This is a genomic window from Novipirellula aureliae (assembly GCF_007860185.1).
Lineage (GTDB): Bacteria > Planctomycetota > Planctomycetia > Pirellulales > Pirellulaceae > Novipirellula_A > Novipirellula_A aureliae.
Genome location: NZ_SJPY01000001.1, coordinates 284,553 through 304,683 on the forward strand (window position 1 = coordinate 284,553; position 20,131 = coordinate 304,683).

The window sequence follows — 20,131 nt, forward strand, 5'->3', positions numbered from 1 at the left end:
TTCATAGCGATTGCAAACCGGGGAGCTGGCCATCATCTATTTTGAATGCTTGCTGCGGTAGCATTGACGGGTCGAGCGGCATAAGGCCGACGCCAAAAACGGTCGCCTCCCCTTGACTCGAAATCACGTCTCTTGCGAACGCCATCACTGCTGGGCTTGCGGAGCCTGAGCCCTGCGATTCGAGTTGCCAGACGTCGGTCGGCGAGTCACCGCCGAACCCATTGATCGGAACCTCAGCCGCTGGCCGAAGCGTGTCGGAACCGGCTAGCTGCAAATCGCCCGCAAGGACCTCAGAGGGTTCAAAAGAGGAAAGTTTATCAAGGTCGGAGATCGCCGGAGCCGACACCGTGGATTCCTCCGAAGAGGAAACCTCCGCCGTCCCATTGATGGTGGCAGCGAGAATCGGCAGCCCAATCGCCAAGACCGCACTGACCACTAAACCGACGGTCGCTTTGCTCGCGTCTCGAAAAATAATGCCGGACGTCTGCTTCAGCGGCGGAGCTTTAAGCAACAACGAGATCGCCGTCTCGCGACCAGCGAGTAGCCCTAAAAACACCCAAGTCGTACTCATCGGCATGTTGCTGTACTCCTTGAAAATCACCAAGATGAAGCCATAGATGAAGTCGATGAGCGTTGCCGATCGAATATCACTGGTGTTCGTCTTGCTGGTCACAATCTGCTGGATCTCACCGCCACGCCTGGAGAATATCAGGGCATGCAAACCGAGCATCACGATCGTGGCAAAGAAAAAGTAGGGTACATTGAGCTTCCGTGGCAAGTATACGAAAATGTTGGCAAGGTCATGCATCAGCCACTGACTCCACAGAAAAGCCGTCGAAATCCACTGAAGCGCATACCAATACCTCGCCGCAGGCTTGCTTGCAGAATCAGCAATCCTCTTTTCAAATGACTTGGAGATCAAGAAATAGACACCAATCGCAACGAAAAATGAAACCAAGTATCCCAACATCGACTTGGATAGCATCGACGTCATATTGCCTGGTGCAAAAACAGCCAAAACCAAGAACGTTGTACTAACGGGAATGCCAAATCGTGTCAGAAACAAGATAATGATCGGCGGTACAATATGCAGCCAAGTGATTCCGCCAGCCGGCTGAGGGAACTTTGACAATCGACCAAACGACACGTCGCCATCGTTTGCGATCCACCCATACACAAAAACAACCATCAGCACCGTACAAGCGAATGCCCACAGTAGCCACCAAGGACGCTTGGCATTTGAACTCAAAAACGTCCCAAGGGTCTGAATCGCATCGTTCGCGACAATGGAATAGGCGGCCAGCAAAAAGCCAACGAAAGCAAAAGTTTCGGTCATCTCGATTAGCCGTGGCAGAAGAGTTGGGTGGAACGGACAAGACTCTGGTGCGGCAGTATATTGGGCGAAAACTACCTGGCAACTCGAATTCAACAGCTGAGCGAAATCTTCTTGAAAACTTCATGCGGAGCCCCTGCAACGAATTTCCCCAACCATTCATTCCGCATGCTCATCGATCACTCCATCCTTTGCGTCCGAAACGGGTAGACAGCACCCCAACACTTGGATACTTTTAGAACTATGGAAATAAACGAAGCGGTTGTCGCCCTGTCGGCACTAGCTCAGGAATCCCGATTGACTGTCTTTCGGATGCTCGTCACAGTGGGCGCCGAAGGGTATGCCGCCGGAGAAATCGCCGAGAGGTTAGGTATCCCGCCTGCCACGTTGTCCTTTCACCTCAAGGAACTCGCCAGCGCGGGCTTGGTGAAATCACGTAAAGAGGGACGCTCGATTACCTACTCGTTGAACCCGAAGGGCATCAATTGCTTGATGGGATTCCTGATCGAAGACTGCTGTCAGGGGCGTCCTGAATTATGCATCACAGCCGGGTGCTGTGATAAACCGAAGAAGGGCAAGCAGCTCAAGAAGACATCAAAAGCAAAACGAAAGTAGATAGGATGACGATACGGGTTGGAATCAACGGCTTTGGCCGCATGGGAAGACTGGGCATGCGAGCCGCGTGGGGCTGGCCTGATTTTGAGGTCGTGCATATCAATGAACGGTATGGCGATGCCGCGACGTGCGCTCACCTACTGGAGTTTGATACCGTACACGGGCGTTGGTGTCACGAAGTCGATGCGCAACAAAATGCAATCATCCTCGATGGAAAAACGGTCACCGTCAGCAGTTCAGCGACTCCCCAACAGGTGCCATGGAAGGAACGGGGTGTTGATATCGTGATCGAGTCGTCGGGTAAATTTCGCACCTCCGAAACGCTCAATCCCTATTTCGATCACGGTGTCCGCAAGGTCGTCGTGGCCGCGCCTGTGAACGACGCCGCGTTGAACATCGTCATGGGATGCAACGACCACCTTTATGATCCGCACACAAATCATCTTGTCACTGCGGCATCGTGCACGACGAATTGTCTCGCGCCGGTTGTGAAGGTGATCCATGAGACCATTGGCATCAAGCATGGCGTGATCACAACGCTGCACGACGTGACCAACACGCAAGTCGTGGTAGACGCCCCACACAAGGACTTGCGTCGTGCGAGGTCTTGCTTGAATTCGCTAATTCCGACGACCACCGGATCTGCGAAAGCGATCACGATGATCTACCCCGAATTGAAAGGCAAACTCAACGGTCTTGCCGTACGAATTCCACTGCTCAATGCGTCACTAACCGATTGCGTCTTTGAAGTCAAAAAGAAGACCACAGTAGAAGAGGTTAACGAACGACTCAAAGATGCTGCAGAAAATTCGCTCAAGGGTATCCTTGGTTTCGAAGAAAAGCCTCTCGTTTCAGCCGACTACGTGAACGACATCCGATCGGGTATCGTCGATGGCCCGTCGACCATGGTGGTCAACGAAACTCAGGTCAAGTTACTGGTGTGGTACGACAACGAGATCGGCTACGCGAACCGAATGATGGAACTGGTAAAGAAAGTCGCAAACACCCTGCCGCCACTCTAATGTATCGCGGAACGTAGCCTAGGCTACGAACGACCCACGTGAAGAAGGAGCCCCATGGACGTCCGAAACTATACTCTCGTAACCGCCGCCTACTGGGGATTTACTCTCAGCGACGGGGCCTTGAGGATGCTCGTCCTGCTGTATTTCCATCAACTCGGCTACACGCCCGTCAGCCTCGCGTTCTTGTTTCTGCTGTACGAGTTTTTTGGAATCCTTACGAATCTGCTTGGCGGCTGGATCGGTTCACGGATAGGGCTTCGCATCACTCTTTTCGCGGGCTTGGCGATTCAGGTGATTGCACTCGTCATGCTTTCGCTTGTTCAACCTACATGGGCGGCCAGTCTTTCCGTTGCGTATGTAATGGCTAGCCAGGCCCTCTCCGGAATTGCCAAAGACCTGACAAAGATGAGCTCCAAGAGTGCCGTCAAGTTGTTGGTCAAAGCTGACAACACGGTGGAATCCGAAGCGGGTACGAAAGCCGAAAGCGATTCCGCTCTGTTCAAGTGGGTCGCGATTCTGACGGGATCAAAAAATGCACTCAAGGGGCTGGGGTTTCTGCTAGGCGGCGTCCTGCTCAGTTGGCTTGGCTTCGCCGAATCCCTGTGGGCGATGGCCGCAGTGCTGACGATTATCTTGTTATGCACAGCGATCATGCTCGACGCCGACATGGGGCGATCGAAATCGAAGACGAAGTTCACTCAATTGTTTGCAAAAAGTCGAGAGATCAACGTATTGTCGATCGCTCGATTTTTCCTATTCAGTTCGCGTGATGTCTGGTTCGTCGTAGGACTGCCGATTTTCCTCGCCTCACAACTCCAATGGGGATTCGCGGGTGTTGGCGCTTTTCTCGCCGCGTGGGTGATTGGCTATGGATTTGTCCAAGCGTTCGCTCCGCGCCTGGTTCGCAAGGGCGGTGGCGTCACAACAAAAGCACGGGCGGCACAGGCATGGGGATTCACACTCGTGCTGGTTTCTGCGGCGCTGGCACTTGCAATCCAAACGAACTTCTACGCTACGGCCAGTATCCTGATCGGTCTCGCCATATTCGGTGTCGTTTTTGCCGTCAACTCATCGGTCCATTCCTACCTGATCCTTGCCTACACCGATTCCGACCAAGTCGCGATCAACGTCGGGTTCTATTACATGGCCAATGCATGCGGACGGCTAGCCGGAACCTTGCTTTCGGGCGTCATGTATCTGTACGCTGGTTTGCCCGGCTGTCTTTGGGCATCAACCGCACTGGTAATTGGTGCAGCCGTTTCCACCTTGTGGCTTCCGACGCGCCCTGACGCAGACGAATCGAGTGTGAACGAAGCGTTCGAAATCGTTACGCAATGACGGTTTGTTTCGCGGCCGTCATCGCTGATCAAGTCGCCGCGAAGTACCAATCATATCCGTTGCATCAAACGAGTAGTCAAAGGGTTCACTCCCACCAGCGGCCTGGTTTCGCTTGACGATTGGCCGCTCTGTTCGCGCGCGAACCCAAGGTTTGGCAATCCAAGCGAAGAATGCCGCAGCAATCAAGGCGAGAATCATCAACGTTCGCCACCGAAACAGCAGACGCTTCCAAGGTAACGCCCCGATCGTCTCGAAAGGCGAGGATTGTGGGCGATGTGTCGCGGCAAGGAACACGATCAATGCGATCCAAACGAAGACGAACCCGGCGACTTTGCTACCGCCGAGTGGCTCGCGATACAGCACCGCACCGACTAGAAACTGCAACGTCGGACCGATGTACTGTAAAATACCGATCACGGACAGGTCGACCCGCCGGACCGCCGCGCCAAACAACGCCAAAGGTGTGATGGTGACGACACCCGCCATCAATAACATTCCCTGCACGAGTGGCGAACCGGTTTGCATCGCACTCACACCATCGGCGAATTGCATACTTAAGTAGATTGCCGCAGGGATCACCAGCACCGTCACCTCAATCGCCAGACCGACGAGTACCGGCAGATGTGCTTTTTTCTTGAGCAATCCGTAAACGGCGAACGTTGTCGCCATCGCCAAGGAGACCCATGGTAATCCCCCGCCGCCAATCGCCATGATGCCGACGCCAAACGCGGCGATCGCCACGGCGATCCATTGGTATCGTCCCAAACGTTCGCCGAGTACGAACACACCGAGCAAAACATTGAACAGAGGATTGATGTAATACCCGAGCGAGGCTTCTAAGACGCGGTCGTTGTTGACCGCCCAGATGAACGCCAACCAGTTGACGGCGATCATTACCGCCGCCGCACTGTGGATCAACCAGACGCGTCGGTTACACACGCTTTCGACCATGATTCGCCAACCGCCCCACCATCCCATCCGCAGCAGAATCGGTATTAAAATCGCGAGCGAGAAGAACGACCACACGATCCGGTGACAAACCAATTCGGCCGAGTCGGCACTGCCAATCAGTCGCCAGTAAATCGGAAACAGCCCCCAAAGGGTGTGCGCCAAAATGGCACAAACCAATCCGAAACGATCAATCGAAGAGGGACGGGAAGCCAGCGGAGGATTCGAATTATTCAGGACCACGTTTTTTTTTCAAACAAGAGCGTCAATCCACAAAAAAGGTGGCTGAGTTCAAACGTTTTAATCTACGATTTCACTGTTTACAACCTCGCATTGCGATCCATTCGTTGGACGCGTAGCGGATGAGCGTTTCGCGGCAGAGCGGGCAAAAGACTCCATTCACGTTCGCCAAAAAGTCATCCCACCAGGAGCGTGAATCAAAGAAGGATTCTTGGGGGGACATCTGATTGACGGCGTTTTATTTCATGAAAAATTGGCGTGATCCGTGGCCGGTTTGGTTTGCATCCCTTGCGTTTATTGTCCTCCTCTTGCCTAGCTCGGATTATTCATTAGCCGTTTTGGCGATAGCGGGCTGTCGATTTAATCGGTTTGACTCGACTTATTGTTTAACGCCAAGCCATAGGCGACCGCTTACGGAAAAGCTGACGCCTTCGGCTAAGCGTTAAACGATTAAATCGACGGCCCGCTAACGCCAAAACGGCTAATACGCAGACTGTTTTTCGAACAATGAACGTAAACGCTTGAAGGCGTAGACGTTAGAAAAACAATTTGCAAGCCCATGAATCATCCGAGCTAGAGCGATCCGTGGGGGACAGACTCGAGCTTCGGGTTTCAACCGATCGAGGGGGATAGAACGGGAAGCCATCCAATTTACGATTGCTATTCAATCACCGGACACACCCTTATGAGAGCAAGATTGCATCATCGATGTTCGCACGCCAATATACGAATCTACCTTCGGGCGCGTCCCACGCGACTTCTGCTTTAGAAGGTAAACGCAATGGACCGAAGTCGCGATAGTTCTCAAAGCGACCTTCCCACGGTTGTATTTCATCGTCACGAAAACGAGTGAGCGTCTTGGCAGCAACGATCTCGCCGTTGTCGTCAAACAGCAAGTCGACATGCGTTTCGTCGTCAATCACGCTGACGCGAACTTGGGCTTTGGACAATTCTTCAAAACGAAGCGATTGGTTTTGAAGTAACGCCATCGGGCACCACGCCAGCTCGGCGAGATAGCGTTGAGCCTCACCACGATCCACCTTTGGCCCTCGAGCATGAGCCACCCGGATGAGGCCACAAAGCCAAGCATCCAACGCACCGCGTCCATTTTCGAAACAGTCAACGACACTACCCGGAATGAAGCCGGCCATACGAAACCTCGCCTGCCAACGAAATTCGACCGACGACGCCGACATCGTTTGCTCCGCACGGAACGGCATCCAAGGTTTCGTCGAACCGAGCCGGATCTCGCCCCGCTGATGAATCCTCACTCCCAATGCTCCCACCGCTTTCTCGCCGAGACAACGACGAGCAAACTTGATAATTGAATCAGGCCGAGTCACGATCAATCTCCAAGGGTTTAGCCAACGCAAGCAGAATTCCTATCGCCAGACGGCCTCTCCATTTTTTGGCTCTTCGGAAGGACTCGTGGGTGGAAAAAGTGCCGAGTAAGGTTTTCAAAGCAATGTCATATCCAGACTGAAAATCTGGTAGTGTGCGTGGGCATCGAGCGACACTACCGAAAAAGTCGTCTTTTCGACACTCGTTATCCACGGATTCTATCCGCGGATTCTATCCGCGGATTTTACTGACCAGGCCATTATTACAATGGTGACATGATTCGTTCTCCTAAGATATTTACGATGCGATCTTGCGCCGAGGGCGTCGATTTCATCTCGGAGGTAACGGAAAAGTGTCAAGAGTGTCACCCTCGCAGCAGAAACGAGAGTCTTGGCGACTTCCGCTACGGCTCGATGCGACTACTTGAAACGGTAGATACACGCTCCGGTGACACTATTTGTCAGAAAGTAAACTTCACCGTTGGGGTCCTCTCCGAACCCTAATACCGGAATGTGCTCGGAAACGACTCGCTCGTTTCTTGTTGCCCGCTCGGTTTTCGGATCGTAGCTCAACGCCCAAATACTGCCGGAAACATAGTCAGCATACAGGTACTTTCCGTTCAATGCAGCGATGCGGTCGCTGCGGTAGACTCGGCCACCGGTGACCGACAATCCGACCCCGTGGTCGTATTCCCATATTGGCATGATTGGCTCGCTAACCGATGACGCTTCACTTCGGCTTCCGAACGGATGCGTTGCTTCCCATACACTCCATCCGTAGTTACCGCCTTTGCAAATGATGTTGACCTCTTCCCACAAATCTTGTCCAACATCGCCGCACCATAATCGGCCGGTTTGTTTGTCAAATGCGATTCGCCACGGATTACGCAGTCCGAAAGCGTATATCTCAGGACAAGCACCTTCCACATCGACAAACGGATTGTCCGCAGGAATGCCGTACGGTTTCTCCGCGGATGGATTGTCGACGTCGATCCTAAGAATCGTGCCAAGGATTTTCGACAAGTCTTGGCCCGCAAGGAACGGGTCATTACGATAGCCGCCGTCGCCTAAGCCGAGGTAGAGATAACCATCGGGACCGAATTCGATACTGCCACCGTTGTGATTTTGAAAGGGCTCTTCGAACTCCATCAAAACCACTTCGCTGTCGGGATCCGCTCGGTTGGGATCCTCTTTGGAAACCTGAAAGCTCGACAATAGCGATTTCCTCTCGCTCGGATGCGAGTAGTAGACATAAAACTTACCATTCGATTTGTATTCGGGATGCATCGCCAAGCCGAGTAGACCCTGCTCATTCGCCCCTCGCGATTGCCAATCCTTCACCTTGCCTCTGAGATCGAGAAACAGATGCGACTTCGTTACATCCGGTTTGTTTTCGAAAACCCAAATTTGTCCTTCTTGTGAAACGGTAAACAATCGGTTGCTGTCGTCGTTTGCATACGTCAATTCCACGAGTCGTAGAGGGCGAATTTTGCCTGCGTCATCAATCGCTTCCCACTGATCCCATTCGAGTTTAGGGAAAGCCAACTCCGTGGTGAGCCCAAGTTTGCCATGCACGGGATCAGGCACGGATTGTTCGGAATCGAGTCGGCGAATCTTGATGTTCCGAAATTCGACTGGGTGTCCGTGATCTTGCAGGCACAAGTGGCCTCGTTCGGCTTTTCCAAACATTGGAAACTTGGCAAACTTGCTGTTGGCGACACGGTTGTTCCATGTACTGTCACCGATCTTGAAATTGAAATAGACGTTTCCGTTAAGACAAACTCGCGATTGATCGGGCGACACTTTCAAGTAGATCTCGTTCCATTGGCCAACGGGTCGCTCCGCGTCGATCGGTCCGTCGTCCGCTTTTCGCGACAATTGGGGCTGATACAGACCGTACAACCAGCCTGATTTCTGAGCGTTTTTTTGATCTCGGCTATCAAATATTTGAACTTCCGGCCCGCTGTACCACGACGGCCCGTCCGCTTCGACGACCCCGAACATCACACCACTGTTGCCGCCCTTCGAGTTTTTATACTGCAGCGACAGTTCAAAGGAGCCGAATTTTTCTTTGCTCACCAGGTCACCCGCACCACCCGTCTGGAGGGAGATAACCCCATCGGTCGCGATCCACCCGTCCGAAATGTCCTCTCGATTGTAGGTTCGCCAAGCATCCATTGATTGCCCGTCAAACAGCAGTTCCCACCCGCTCAGCTTTTCAGCCTCCGTCAATTGATTGGGAATCACGTCAATCGGAAGTATTTCCGCAGGTGATTCGGCGCGCGTTACCGATGGGAAGAGGCCGAATGGGGCCATTGCCGTCACCGCGAGAAGCAGAGCGAGAAATTTTGGATAGCGTTTCATTTTTACTCGGGTTCTAAGAGGTTGGGGGACACTCTTTGGGCAATCGATGCAATTGGAGAGTCCGATATCATTTTGCTACGATTGCATGTTAAACTAAGGGAAAATTCTTTCTAGTTGTGTTAGACTAAAGGGACGGTTCACCGACTTATCGATCAGTTTACTTATCTATGAGCACCACTCAACAAGACTACGACTTCTTAGCGCCACCATCGCAAGACGACGATCTTGGCATGCTCGGGTCGTATCGCATCATTAGCGAACTGGGCAAGGGAGGCATGGGATTTGTCTTTCGCGCCGAAGATACGCGGCTGAAACGCACCGTCGCCCTGAAGGTGATGAACAAGAAAATCGCGGCGACACCCAATAGCCGCAAGCGGTTTCTTGAGGAAGCTCGGGCGATGGCGGCGGTCCATCATGACAATGTCGTCGTGATCTTTGAAGTCGGTGAAAAATCGGGCACTCCATTTATGGCGATGGAATTGCTCAATGGTTGTACTCTCGAAGCACTCAACGCAAAAAAACAATCACTCTCTTACGAACAAATCTTGAACTTTGCGATTCAGATCTGTCGCGGCTTGGCGGCAGCCCATGAAAAAGGGATCGTGCATCGGGATATCAAACCAGCCAACATTTGGATTGTCGAAGAGACCGATCGTATCAAGATACTCGACTTCGGCTTAGCTCTTGCACAAACGCCGGTGGATCGATTGGCGGGCAGCGGTTCAGTGATCGGAACACCTGGCTACCTGTCACCCGAACAAGCTCGCACGGACCCGCTTGATGACCGAAGCGACTTGTACTCGCTCGGCGTCGTCCTATACGAGATGTGTACCGGACGGCTTCCGCTTCAAGCGCCAACGGTTGCCGGGCAATTGGTAGCCATACTGGCTCACAAGCCGACGCCGATTCGGGAAATCAACCCAGATATCCCCGCACCTCTGGCAAATTTAGTCCATCGCTTGTTAGCAAAGGAGTCGCGGGACCGCCCGTCGTCGGCCGTCATCCTGGAAGGACTTCTTCGCGAAGCGGCGGTGGAATGTGAAGCGAAAAGCGAAGTTGCCTTGGCGATCAACAAGCTACAACAAGGCCTTTCGGAAGTCGTCAGTAAAAAAGAAAGCACCCCTTTCGAAGCGGTGCCCAGTGTGATGCCGGCAGCGGTAGAAAACCCACTTGATTTCACGTCATTGCCCTCGGCTCACGCTACCGCTCCGCTGGCAAGCCCAGCAACGGTAATACGTCCGGCACCTAAAAGACATCAAACAGCGAATAAAGCGAGCAAGCATTCCCATTCGCTGGCCCAGTATTGGCCTTACCTGGCCATCGCTGCCGCGGTTATCGTCCTCATCCCAATTGGGTTTGTCCTGTATAAGGTCATCGGCGATTCGCAAGCTTCTAACCAGACAACAACATCCATCACACCGCCCACGCCCATCACACCGCCCACACCCCCTCAACCAAGCAAGTCGCCACCAAGCAAGTCGCCTGCGAAAAAGAACGACCCAGCATCACAGCGCAACTCCGCATCCGTTCAATCAGCAGCAAAGGTGCCAGTCGAATCGCCAACCGACTTGCCTTCCCCGCAGCCCGCGACCGAACCGATGGTTGACACTCCGCAGCCGAACGAAACATCGGCATCGCCTCGGCAATCAGCGTCAGTCGCTCCACCGGCATCGTCATCCCTCGAAAAACCAGAAAGGGTCGAGGCGCCCGAATTGGAACTGGAGGAAACGCAACCGGCGACAGAACCAGCGGCGGACGCATCTTTAAGAGAAATTCGCTTGACCACCACGGATGGCATTGGCGCGGACTCAACGGTCAGCCGATCCTCGCCTACCGAATCACATGGCAAGGCTCCTGATATTGCCGTACGAATGAGGAAAGGAATTGAACTCGCCCATTCCTATTTGCGTTTTGATCTATCTTCGCTTAGTGTCCCACGTGAAAAAATCCGCAAAGCTGAACTCGTTCTGACGTTACCTGCCGACGAACGCCCTGTCCGATCGTTGCTTCGACTTTATGGAACAAACGCTAAGGGAAGCGAACGATGGAAGGAAGCCGGACCGGGGGCAATTGTATGGCACAACAGCTTTTCGAAGGTTGGACTCGATCAAATTGAAAAGTTTGCAGAGGTTCGTTTTTCGGGTGATTCGATCGGAGCAGAACGGCAGGTTCGAATAGGTGGCGAAAACCTTGCAGAATTCCTTCGAGGTGCCAAAACCGACTCGATCAACTTGGTACTTTCAGGCGGACAAGCCAACAATCAAATGCTGCGTTTCCTCAGCCACGAAGGTGATTCAACCCAACCACCAACCTTAATTCTGTTTGTAGAATGAATTTTGACTGGGCCATTGGTCCTTTCTTGTGTACACTTCCCCGTTTTGACATTCGACGCTACTGGCGATTCAAAACGAGAGCTTCTTGATCGATCCCCAACCCGCTACCGAACCGAAGCCTCTCCTGGAACGTCCCGAGCGGCAAGCTGCTATCGCGTTTATCCTGCTGACGCTGTTTATCGACATTCTTGGTATCGGGATCATCGTTCCTGTTTTACCTGAATTGGTGCAAGAATTAATCGGTGGCAACGAATCGGAAGCAAGCTTTTATGTCGGCGTCATTGCGGCATCTTACGCATTGATGCAATTTTTGTTTGCTCCGATTCTCGGCGCATTGTCCGATCACTTTGGACGTCGTCCCGTCCTCCTTGGCTCGCTATTTGGACTAGGCATCGATTTTCTGATCCAAGGATTCGCCGTCAATATCGGGTGGTTGTTCGCAGGTCGCTTGTTGGCTGGCGTTATGGGGGCGAGCGTGACCACGGCGAACGCTTACATTGCCGACGTCTCAACCGAACAGACACGGGCTCGCAATTACGGTTTTGTCGGCATGATGTTCGGGCTCGGGTTTACCATCGGACCGGCACTGGGCGGATGGCTAGGCAGTATCGATTTACGATTGCCCTTTTTTGTTGCTGCCGCTTTGGCACTCATCAATTGGTTGTACGGATTTTTTGTCTTGCCCGAATCATTGCCGGTTGAAAGCCGAAGTGAATTCAGCTTATCGAGTGGCAATCCCTTTCGCACGCTTCGTCAATTAAAAGTCTATCCGTTTGTGACAGCGTTGGCGGTCGTGTTTGTGACAAAATCGCTTGCTCAGCGCGGGCTTGAAAATGTTTGGGTGCTGTTTACCGGATACCGATTCGGCTGGGACGCGGCGGCCAACGGAAAAGCGCTGGCACTCGTCGGCGTGATGGCCATTTTGGTGCAAGGTGGATTGGTGCGACCATTCATTCGCCGCTTTGGCGAACGAACCGTGGCGTTATTTGGAACGCTTATCTCCGCAATCGCTTTCATGGGCTACGGCTTGGCTAGCGAGTCGTGGATGATCCCCTACATTATTGTCTTCGGTTCACTCGGTGGTTTGGCTGGACCTGCAATTCAAAGCTTGATCGCTGAAACGGTTGACGAATCCGATCAAGGAAAAGTCCAAGGAGCTCTGACCTCGCTCGTCAGCTTAACCAACGTGCTCGCTCCGCTACTCTTTACAGCAGGCTTGTTCAATTATTTTACCAGTGAAAACGCTGTCGTGATTTTGCCAGGAGCTCCCCTCATGGCTGGGTCCGTATTGGTGTTCATTTCGCTGGCCATCGCGGTTCAGGTTTTCCGAAAATTTCCCAGGACTCGCTAAATAAGGTTTGCCCCGCGCATGAGCAAATGGTGGCTACCTCGAATTTGGGCCGCAGGACTACTCTTGCTGATCACCTTTTCGCATCCACTTTGGTTTGGTGGTCCAGCGAACATCGACTCGGTGTTGACAGCCCCCTTATTTTCCTATCCCGCTAACTCGGCCAAATGGTCTACGTGGCTAACCACGATCACAATCCTGGTTGCCTGTGCCAGCGTTCTATTCGGTTCACGTTATTCCAGAACGATGTGGTGGGTGATCACAGCCTCGCTAGTTTTCTCGTTCCTGCTCAACCAACATCGTCTGCAACCGTGGGCCTACCAAAGTGCAATTTACGCTGCGGTTTTCGCATCGATGTCGGTCGCACAAGCAAAGCGATGGCTGGTCATGATCGCAGCAAGCATCTACCTTTACAGTGGTATTGGCAAGATCGACTTCCAATTTGTCCACACCGTCGGCCAAGATTTCTTGAACGCTGTCTGGTTTCCTGGCATTGGACGATTCGCAGATCAATTCGACGCCCCGACAATGGTTCGACTCGCCTATGCCTTACCTATTAGTGAAGCACTTGTTGCGATCGCCCTGCTCATTCCATGGTCTCGCCGTACCGCCGGGCTTTGTGCGATCGGGATGCACCTATCGTTATTGGCTATCCTCGGCCCCTGGAACTTGGATCATAGTGCGGGCGTTCTATGTTGGAACGTCCTTCTCGTCGCGCAAGCTTGGTTCTTGTTTGTATGCCCATCTTTAGAGCTTGAAGCGGACTCCGAAAAAATGGCTCCTGAGGGTGAAACGCAAAGACCTCACCCGGTCGCATCGCGATTTTCGATGGCAATCGTGATCGTTGCTGTCGTTATGCCATTGGGCGAACGATTTGGCTATTGGGACCATTGGACCTCCTGGGCACTCTATTCGCCGCACACCAGCCGAGTGGAAATCGAGATCCATGAATCGGCAATCGATCGACTACCTGTCGAGATCGTTCCGTTTTTGAGTGACGTTGATGGCGACCATTGGAACAAACTCGATTTGAGCCGATGGTCAATCTCGCATTTGAATGTTCCGATTTATCCTCAATCACGCTATCAGTTGACGATCGCTAATCGATTGGCGAATCAGTTTGAGCTAAGAGATGCGATTCGAGTGTTTGTCAAAGGTGTTTCGGATCGAAGAACGGGCCGTCGAGAAGTACAATCGTTGTTGGGGCAACGAGCAATCAATGAACGGTTTCGGCAAAACGCGTCGCGTCGACTCTCCGAGACGATGGCTTGTCACCCTCGTGTTCTCTTTCGCCAGAAACCACTCAACGTTATTGGTGTCCTGGCGAATCCCACCACCAATTTCAAAACTCGTTGATCGGTTGGCCGAGAGATGCAGCACGTTTCGAGGCTCGGAGAGACTCGACTACTGAGCAGCGCGTTTCGAGGCTCGGAGAGACTCGACTACTGGGCAGCACGTTTCGAGGCTCGGAGAGACTCGTCTACTGAGCAGCACGTTTCGAGGCTCGGAGAGACTCGTCTACTGGGCAGCACGTTTCGAGGCTCGGAGAGACTCGACTACTGGGCAGCACGTTTCGAGGCTCGGAGAGACTCGACTACTGAGCAGCGCGTTTCGAGGCTCGGAGAGACTCGTCTACTGGGCAGCGCGTTTCGAGGCTCGGAGAGACTCGACTACTGGGCAGCACGTTTCGAGGCTCGGAGAGACTCGACTACTGGGCAGCGCGTTTCGAGGCTCGGAGAGACTCGACTACTGGGCAGCACGTTTCGAGGCTCGGAGAGACTCGTCTACTGGGCAGCGCGTTTCGAGGCTCGGAGAGACTCGTCTACTGGGCAGCGTGTTTCGAGGCTCGGAGAGACTCGACTACTGAGCAGCACGTTTCGAGGCTCGGAGAGACTCGTCTACTGAGCAGCGCGTTTCGAGGCTCGGAGAGACTCGACTACTGGGCAGCACGTTTCGAGGCTCGGAGAGACTCGACTACTGGGCAGCGCGTTTCGAGGCTCGGAGAGACTCGTCTACTGGGCAGCGTGTTTCGAGGCTCGGAGAGACTCGACTACTGGGCAGCGTGTTTCGAGTCTCGGAGAGACTCGACTACTGAGCAGCGCGTTTCGAGGCTCGGAGAGACTCGACTACTGAGCAGCGCGTTTCGAGGCTCGGAGAGACTCGACTACTGGGCAGCACGTTTCGAGGCTCGGAGAGACTCGTCTACTGAGCAGCGTGTTTCGAGGCTCGGAGAGACTCGACTACTGGGCACCCTCTTGGAGCAGCCATTGATGGACAACCCAAACGACGGCGGTCATCGACTTTCCGCTGCAGTTCGCCGGCACGTCTTGCTCGGTATGCCAATAGCGTGGGGCGCCGAAACCGGGACGCGGGTAATCGAAATCGATAATGTCGATCGTGGGAATCTTGGCAATTTGGTTGAGCGGCAAGTGGTCATCGAGTATTTCGTGTCGTGATCGAGGAGTGAACGCGGTTACGCCTAGCCGAGCTGCCACACTCCACACGCCTCGCGCGACTTCGCGAGCATATCGCAAACTGTTCTTTTCGTAGTAAAGCTTTAGTTCTTTATCGCCGACCATGTCGAGAAGAATCCCCGCCCGATAGGGAACCACATCCTCGGTCGCGGCATACTTTTTAGCAAAGAACGTCGACCCCAGGAAAAAGTCGTCTCGAGAGGAATCAAACACAAATTCTTCGCCATCGAACAAGACGATATCGACCCCAATGTTTGCGGGAAGATCTTTGAACTGGTTCGCCAGTTCCATCAGTGCCGCGGTCCCGCTCGCTCCGTCATTCGCTCCGACAAAATAGCCTCGCGGATTGACGGGATCCTGCTCGGGAAATGGCAACGTATCATAGTGGGCGCAAAACAAAAATCGCTTTTCAGATTCTGGATTCCAACGAGCAATTAGATTCGCCATCTCGACGTTTGAGCCATCTTCGGGATGGCGAATTTGAAACGTTTGCATTGAAACGACGGCGTCCCGTTCTTCAAAGAACTTGGTTAATAGCGTTTGTTGCTCTTGCATTCCTTCGGAGCCCGATGGACGGCGACCGATAGCACACAATTGTTCTAGATATCCAAACGCCCGATCTGCGTCATAACGGCTGGGGATTGGCCCGACCGTCGGACTTTCCACAGGGACACCACTTGCGTTGGAAGACGACCGATTGAACGAGCGAGTCACGAGCGCGGCCACAAACAGCACTATCACCACGCCAAACAGCAGGTTGAGCCGGAATAACCACTTCCGTATACCTGCGTCCGCTGAGGTTTTCGTCGTCTGCGTATCCCTTCGCTCCGAACCCTTTTGTTTACGTTGTTTGATCATCTTGGATGGCCGATTTGCGGAATAATTCGTGGCGGTTTCGAACATGGAAATTCATCGATCGTGGCAAGAAATACGGAAGATGCCCAGGCATATTCTTGCCGATTCCCCCAGCCAAACCTAGGGGCTGACGATCACTCTTGCCAGCATCACGGAAAAATTGGCATAGTCTGGGGCAATTGCCGTTGGGAATCTCGCGCCGAAAATCTGGAGTATCGCCTCTGGACGATTCCGAAAGTCGCGTGAATCAGCGAATGCCTCGACTCCAACACTACCACCTGTGACCAAAGTTATGAACAAGCCTTTGCTTAGCATTCTGAAAGCAGCCCATTGTCGCAGCACGCATCATTTCTTTGCGATTGACGCCTTGCCGATGGTACAAACCGAGCCCGGAAAACGTCTGACCACGCTTTTGCTATGTCATCATGATCGCTATTTGGCTGGTGCGAAAGATCCGGATACCCGCTTTCGTGACTTCCAAAACCACGTTGTCCACGTCGAAAACAATTATTGGGGGGGGGCTCCTCGAGTCGCACACGCGTGGTATGGGCGCTTAATGAAATACCTCCGTGCCGACCGGTTTGCCGACGCTGCCCACGCCGCAGGCGTCCTAAGCCACTACTTTACCGACCCACTGCAACCGCTGCACACGGCTCAATCCGACCGTGAAAAAGTACTACACCGACCCATCGAATGGAGCATCACGAAGTCGTACCATTCGATTTTCCAACATTGGGTGAATGATGACCTACGAGTTGTCTTTCAGCTCTCCGATGGCGAACAATGGCTGGGCGAAGCCATTCTGCACGGTGCTCGGTTTGCCAATCGCAAGTACCAATTCTTGCTCGATCGCTACCGATTGGAGGAGGGCGTGAAAGACCCACCGTCAGGCTTGGATGAGGAAACTCGAGATATGCTAGCAGAGCTTTTTGGGCTGGCGATCACCGGATGGGCGAGAGTGCTTGAGCGGGCGGCAATGGAAGCGGAATCGATTCGGATGACGCCAATCCCGAAACATTCCTTGACGCTAGCGACATTGATGTCGACCATCAAAATGCCCACTCGGCTGTGGATGCGAAGGATCGAATCGAAAGTCCAAAAACTAAAAATCCAAAAACTTTTTGAAGAGTATCGGCAAACAGGCGACGTGATCGTCAACTTGCCAAGCGATATCGATATCGTGCATCGTGTCGTTAAAATTCATCAAAGTGAAATGGCGTGGAACGAAAAGCGTCGCAAAGCGAGTGAAAAGAAAGTCGAACCGATTGAGCCACAATCTCAAGAACCGACGAAATCGAAAACGGCGGTAGAATCAACACCGGCCATTCTGCCATTCGTCAAACCGGGACTTGGGAATTTGGCTGACCATGACCCGATCGTCGACGCACCTTCCATCGGTCCGAAAACGGCAGCCCGGTTTGAAGCGATCGGTATCCATACGGTTGGCGAATTCCGAAAAGCGATACCTACCGAAGTCGCTCAGTTACTAGCAACGTATTGGATCACGCGCGAAACAATCGAAGAATGGCAATCTCAAACCACGTTGATGTGCGAAGTCCCCCGGCTTCGCGTCCGTGATGCTCAAATGCTTTGCGGTGCTGGTTGTAAAAATGCCGTTGATGTTGCCAATAGCGATGTGAGTGAATTGCATCAAGAAATTTTGCGCTACTCGGCGACTTCATCAGGTCGTCGCTACTTGAGAGATGCCAAACCACCAAGCCGAGCCGAAGTGGGAAAATGGATACTAAGCCTGCGAAGTGATACTGCCGTATCGCCCGTCTTGAGATCCGCGTAACGGTGTCAAAACCGCAAGCCTTTCCATCCCGTTCCGGAAGCTATTGCGGGATGGTTCTGAGCAACGTTTTTTGGATTTCCTGGAAATGTTCATCCGCGATGACTCTTCCCAAAATTTGAGCTGACACAGACGACGAGCGACCACCGCAACTTGTGAAAAAACGACAGCTTGCTAAAGTTTGCTCCTATTTCATTGTTGAATCAATCGATAAAGAGTAAATAACACAAGGCTTGATGTGAACGAGAACGATTCCGCCGAACCCCTCTTTGACTTTTTGGGCTTGCAGAATAAGACGATCTTGGTAATGGGCGTTGCCAATAAAAAGAGTGTTGCTTTTGCCATTTCCAAGACGATCCGCCAAGCGGGCGCCAAAGTGATTTACACGGTGCGTAGCGAATCACGCAAGGAAAGCTTAGCAAGACTGCTTGGCGATTCCGAAATGATTGTTTGCGATGTCGAGGACCAATCGCAAATCGATTCGCTAAAGGACGTGCTGACCGACCGCGGCGTGGTCCTCGATGGATTGGTTCATTCGATCGCATTCGCCGACTACCCCGAAGGTATCCGCCCGTTTCATGAAACGACTCGCCAGCAATTTCTGCAGGCGGTAGATATCTCGGCCTATTCACTCATCAGTGTCTGCAATGCTCTGAAGGATCGGTTTTCAAAGAATGCGTCGGTCGTGACGATCGGAATCAGTACGACTCGGATGGCCAGCGAAAGCTATGGATTTATGGCACCAATCAAAGCAGCATTGCAATCGTCGTTGGCCTTCTTGACGAAATCGTTCAGTCGATTTAGCGAAGTGCGGTTCAACAGCGTATCGGCAGGCCTCTTGAAAACGAGTGCGTCAGCGGGGATTCCCGGATATGTCGATTCCTACTTATACGCCGAAAAGGTGATCCCTCGTGGCCGCGCCGTTTCGACGGAGGAAGTCGCGTCGACGGCCGCGTTTCTGCTAAGTCCTCGCAGCAGCGGCATCGCGGCCCAATCGATTGTCGTTGACGCGGCGATGGAGACAAATTATTTCGATGCCAAGCTGATCGAAGCGGTCACGGCCCAGGATATCGATTAAACTCTAGAACGTCGAAAAACATCTCTTCAACGAAACAACCTAAACATGAATCAACATATCTATATTAATGGCGAGTACTTTGACCGCGAAAACGCCAAGGTTAGCGTTTTTGACCACGGACTCCTTTATGGCGACGGCGTCTTCGAGGGGATGCGGATCTATCATGGCAAGGTGTTCCGGCTTCGTGAGCACCTCCAACGATTGTGGGATTCCGCCCAGGCGATTGCGCTGACCATCCCAATGTCGATCGATCAAATGACAATCGACGTCAATAAGACGGTCGCAAAAAACGATCTGGAAAACGGCTACATCCGGCTCATCGTCACTCGCGGTGCAGGCCCTCTCGGGCTCGACCCGTTCCGATGCAGCAATCCGCAAGTGATCATCATCGCCGACACGATCAAGCTGTATCCCGAAGAATACTACGAAGATGGACTCGAACTCGTGACCGCGTCAACCATCCGTAACCACCCTGCAGCACTCAGCCCTCGGATCAAATCGCTCAATTATTTGAACAACATCATGGCCAAAATCGAAGGCTTGAAAGCAGGGTGCATTGAGGCCTTGATGCTAAACCATAAAGGCGAAGTTGCCGAATGTACCGGCGACAACATCTTCTTGGTGCGTGATGGCGTATTGATCACGCCACCAATCGACGCAGGCATTCTTGAAGGCATCACTCGCGACGTTGTCTTAGAATTGGCAGCCGATTTAGGGATAGCGGTTCGTGAGGTTCCGATTTCACGCTACGATGTCTACGTCGCCGACGAATGCTTCTTGACCGGAAGCGCCGCCGAAGTGATCCCGGCGGTCCGGATCGATGACCGCATCATCGGCGACGGCAAACCGGGTCCAGTGACCAAGCAGTTGACCGAGGCCTTTCGAAAACTAATCCGGCAAGCTTAACGATCCCTCAAGCAGGAACCAAAGGTAGTGGATCTTGTTAAAGATCCTTGAGCATATGGATCTTGTTAAAGATCCTCGAGCATATGGATCTTGTTAAAGATCCTCGAGCATATGGATCTTGTTAAAGATCCTTGAGCATATGGAT

The 20,131-nt window shown here is 52.8% G+C and carries 14 protein-coding genes; 9 read left to right on the plus strand and 5 right to left on the minus strand.

Going from position 1 to position 20,131, the window contains the following annotated elements:
• Nucleotide 1 precedes the first annotated feature (1 nt).
• The gene (locus tag Q31b_RS01170) at nt 2-1,336 is read right to left on the minus strand and encodes a hypothetical protein (RefSeq protein WP_197170734.1); all 1,335 of its coding nucleotides are present in this window, start codon (nt 1,334-1,336) and stop codon (nt 2-4) included.
• A 240-nt stretch (nt 1,337-1,576) separates the two neighbouring features.
• Between Q31b_RS01170 and Q31b_RS01175 the strand changes: the two genes are divergently transcribed.
• From Q31b_RS01175 to arsJ, 3 genes are read left to right on the plus strand one after another with little or no spacing between them, the layout of a single operon-like run.
• Nucleotides 1,577-1,948, plus strand: a complete 372-nt coding sequence (locus tag Q31b_RS01175; protein WP_146597856.1) for an ArsR/SmtB family transcription factor — start codon at nt 1,577-1,579, stop codon at nt 1,946-1,948.
• A 5-nt stretch (nt 1,949-1,953) separates the two neighbouring features.
• Entirely contained in the window at nt 1,954-2,970 is a 1,017-nt protein-coding gene (locus Q31b_RS01180; RefSeq protein ID WP_146597857.1) for an ArsJ-associated glyceraldehyde-3-phosphate dehydrogenase, read from the plus strand.
• Nucleotides 2,971-3,024: 54 nt separating this feature from the next.
• A complete protein-coding gene (gene arsJ, locus Q31b_RS01185) occupies nt 3,025-4,308 on the plus strand; it encodes an organoarsenical effux MFS transporter ArsJ (protein ID WP_146597858.1) in 1,284 nt (427 codons plus the stop codon).
• Nucleotides 4,309-4,326: 18 nt separating this feature from the next.
• On the opposite strand, the gene rarD is transcribed toward arsJ, so the two are convergent.
• The 3 genes from rarD to Q31b_RS01200 all read right to left on the minus strand — a co-directional run bounded on the left by rarD (nt 4,327) and on the right by Q31b_RS01200 (nt 9,200).
• Nucleotides 4,327-5,499 carry an EamA family transporter RarD gene (gene rarD / locus Q31b_RS01190; RefSeq protein ID WP_231617211.1) on the minus strand — a complete coding sequence of 391 codons (1,173 nt, stop codon included), beginning with the start codon at nt 5,497-5,499 and terminating at the stop codon, nt 4,327-4,329.
• 680 nt (nt 5,500-6,179) lie between these two features.
• On the minus strand, nt 6,180-6,839 hold the full coding sequence (locus tag Q31b_RS01195) for a DUF6544 family protein (RefSeq protein ID WP_146597859.1): 660 nt from the start codon (nt 6,837-6,839) through the stop codon (nt 6,180-6,182).
• A 417-nt stretch (nt 6,840-7,256) separates the two neighbouring features.
• A complete protein-coding gene (locus Q31b_RS01200; RefSeq protein WP_146597860.1) occupies nt 7,257-9,200 on the minus strand; it encodes a PQQ-dependent sugar dehydrogenase in 1,944 nt (647 codons plus the stop codon).
• 167 nt (nt 9,201-9,367) lie between these two features.
• On the opposite strand from Q31b_RS01200, the gene Q31b_RS01205 reads away from it, so the two are divergent.
• The 3 genes from Q31b_RS01205 (at nt 9,368) to Q31b_RS01215 (ending at nt 14,237) form a co-directional block, all read left to right on the plus strand.
• A complete protein-coding gene (locus Q31b_RS01205; protein WP_146597861.1) occupies nt 9,368-11,533 on the plus strand; it encodes a serine/threonine-protein kinase in 2,166 nt (721 codons plus the stop codon).
• Nucleotides 11,534-11,618: 85 nt separating this feature from the next.
• Nucleotides 11,619-12,884 (plus strand): TCR/Tet family MFS transporter, encoded by a 1,266-nt coding sequence (locus Q31b_RS01210; protein ID WP_231617212.1) that lies wholly within the window; start codon nt 11,619-11,621, stop codon nt 12,882-12,884.
• An 18-nt stretch (nt 12,885-12,902) separates the two neighbouring features.
• Nucleotides 12,903-14,237 (plus strand): hypothetical protein, encoded by a 1,335-nt coding sequence (locus Q31b_RS01215; protein ID WP_146597862.1) that lies wholly within the window; start codon nt 12,903-12,905, stop codon nt 14,235-14,237.
• Between the two features lie 884 nt (nt 14,238-15,121).
• Here Q31b_RS01215 and Q31b_RS01220 read toward each other — a convergent pair.
• On the minus strand, nt 15,122-16,213 hold the full coding sequence (locus Q31b_RS01220) for a M28 family peptidase (protein WP_146598686.1): 1,092 nt from the start codon (nt 16,211-16,213) through the stop codon (nt 15,122-15,124).
• 289 nt (nt 16,214-16,502) lie between these two features.
• Between Q31b_RS01220 and Q31b_RS01225 the strand changes: the two genes are divergently transcribed.
• From Q31b_RS01225 to ilvE, 3 genes are all read left to right on the plus strand, one after another.
• A complete protein-coding gene (locus Q31b_RS01225; protein ID WP_146597863.1) occupies nt 16,503-18,005 on the plus strand; it encodes a DUF4332 domain-containing protein in 1,503 nt (500 codons plus the stop codon).
• A gap of 235 nt (nt 18,006-18,240) precedes the next feature.
• Nucleotides 18,241-19,080, plus strand: coding sequence for an enoyl-ACP reductase FabI (locus Q31b_RS01230; RefSeq protein ID WP_261343808.1), 840 nt, complete (start codon nt 18,241-18,243; stop codon nt 19,078-19,080).
• A 45-nt stretch (nt 19,081-19,125) separates the two neighbouring features.
• Complete coding sequence (ilvE, locus tag Q31b_RS01235; protein ID WP_146597864.1) at nt 19,126-19,986, plus strand: branched-chain-amino-acid transaminase; 861 nt, start codon at nt 19,126-19,128, stop codon at nt 19,984-19,986.
• The last annotated feature ends 145 nt before the right edge of the window (nt 19,987-20,131 follow it).

What these genes read in the sequence shown, in the direction of transcription:
- Q31b_RS01220 (WP_146598686.1), bottom strand. Translation starts at nt 16,213, where the DNA reads ATGATCAAACAACGTAAACAAAAGGGTTCGGAGCGAAGGGATACGCAG.
- Q31b_RS01180 (WP_146597857.1), top strand. Translation starts at nt 1,954, where the DNA reads ATGACGATACGGGTTGGAATCAACGGCTTTGGCCGCATGGGAAGACTG.
- Q31b_RS01205 (WP_146597861.1), top strand. Translation starts at nt 9,368, where the DNA reads ATGAGCACCACTCAACAAGACTACGACTTCTTAGCGCCACCATCGCAA.
- arsJ (WP_146597858.1), top strand. Translation starts at nt 3,025, where the DNA reads ATGGACGTCCGAAACTATACTCTCGTAACCGCCGCCTACTGGGGATTT.
- Q31b_RS01225 (WP_146597863.1), top strand. Translation starts at nt 16,503, where the DNA reads ATGAACAAGCCTTTGCTTAGCATTCTGAAAGCAGCCCATTGTCGCAGC.
- ilvE (WP_146597864.1), top strand. Translation starts at nt 19,126, where the DNA reads ATGAATCAACATATCTATATTAATGGCGAGTACTTTGACCGCGAAAAC.
- Q31b_RS01200 (WP_146597860.1), bottom strand. Translation starts at nt 9,200, where the DNA reads ATGAAACGCTATCCAAAATTTCTCGCTCTGCTTCTCGCGGTGACGGCA.
- Q31b_RS01215 (WP_146597862.1), top strand. Translation starts at nt 12,903, where the DNA reads ATGAGCAAATGGTGGCTACCTCGAATTTGGGCCGCAGGACTACTCTTG.
- Q31b_RS01175 (WP_146597856.1), top strand. Translation starts at nt 1,577, where the DNA reads ATGGAAATAAACGAAGCGGTTGTCGCCCTGTCGGCACTAGCTCAGGAA.
- Q31b_RS01170 (WP_197170734.1), bottom strand. Translation starts at nt 1,336, where the DNA reads ATGACCGAAACTTTTGCTTTCGTTGGCTTTTTGCTGGCCGCCTATTCC.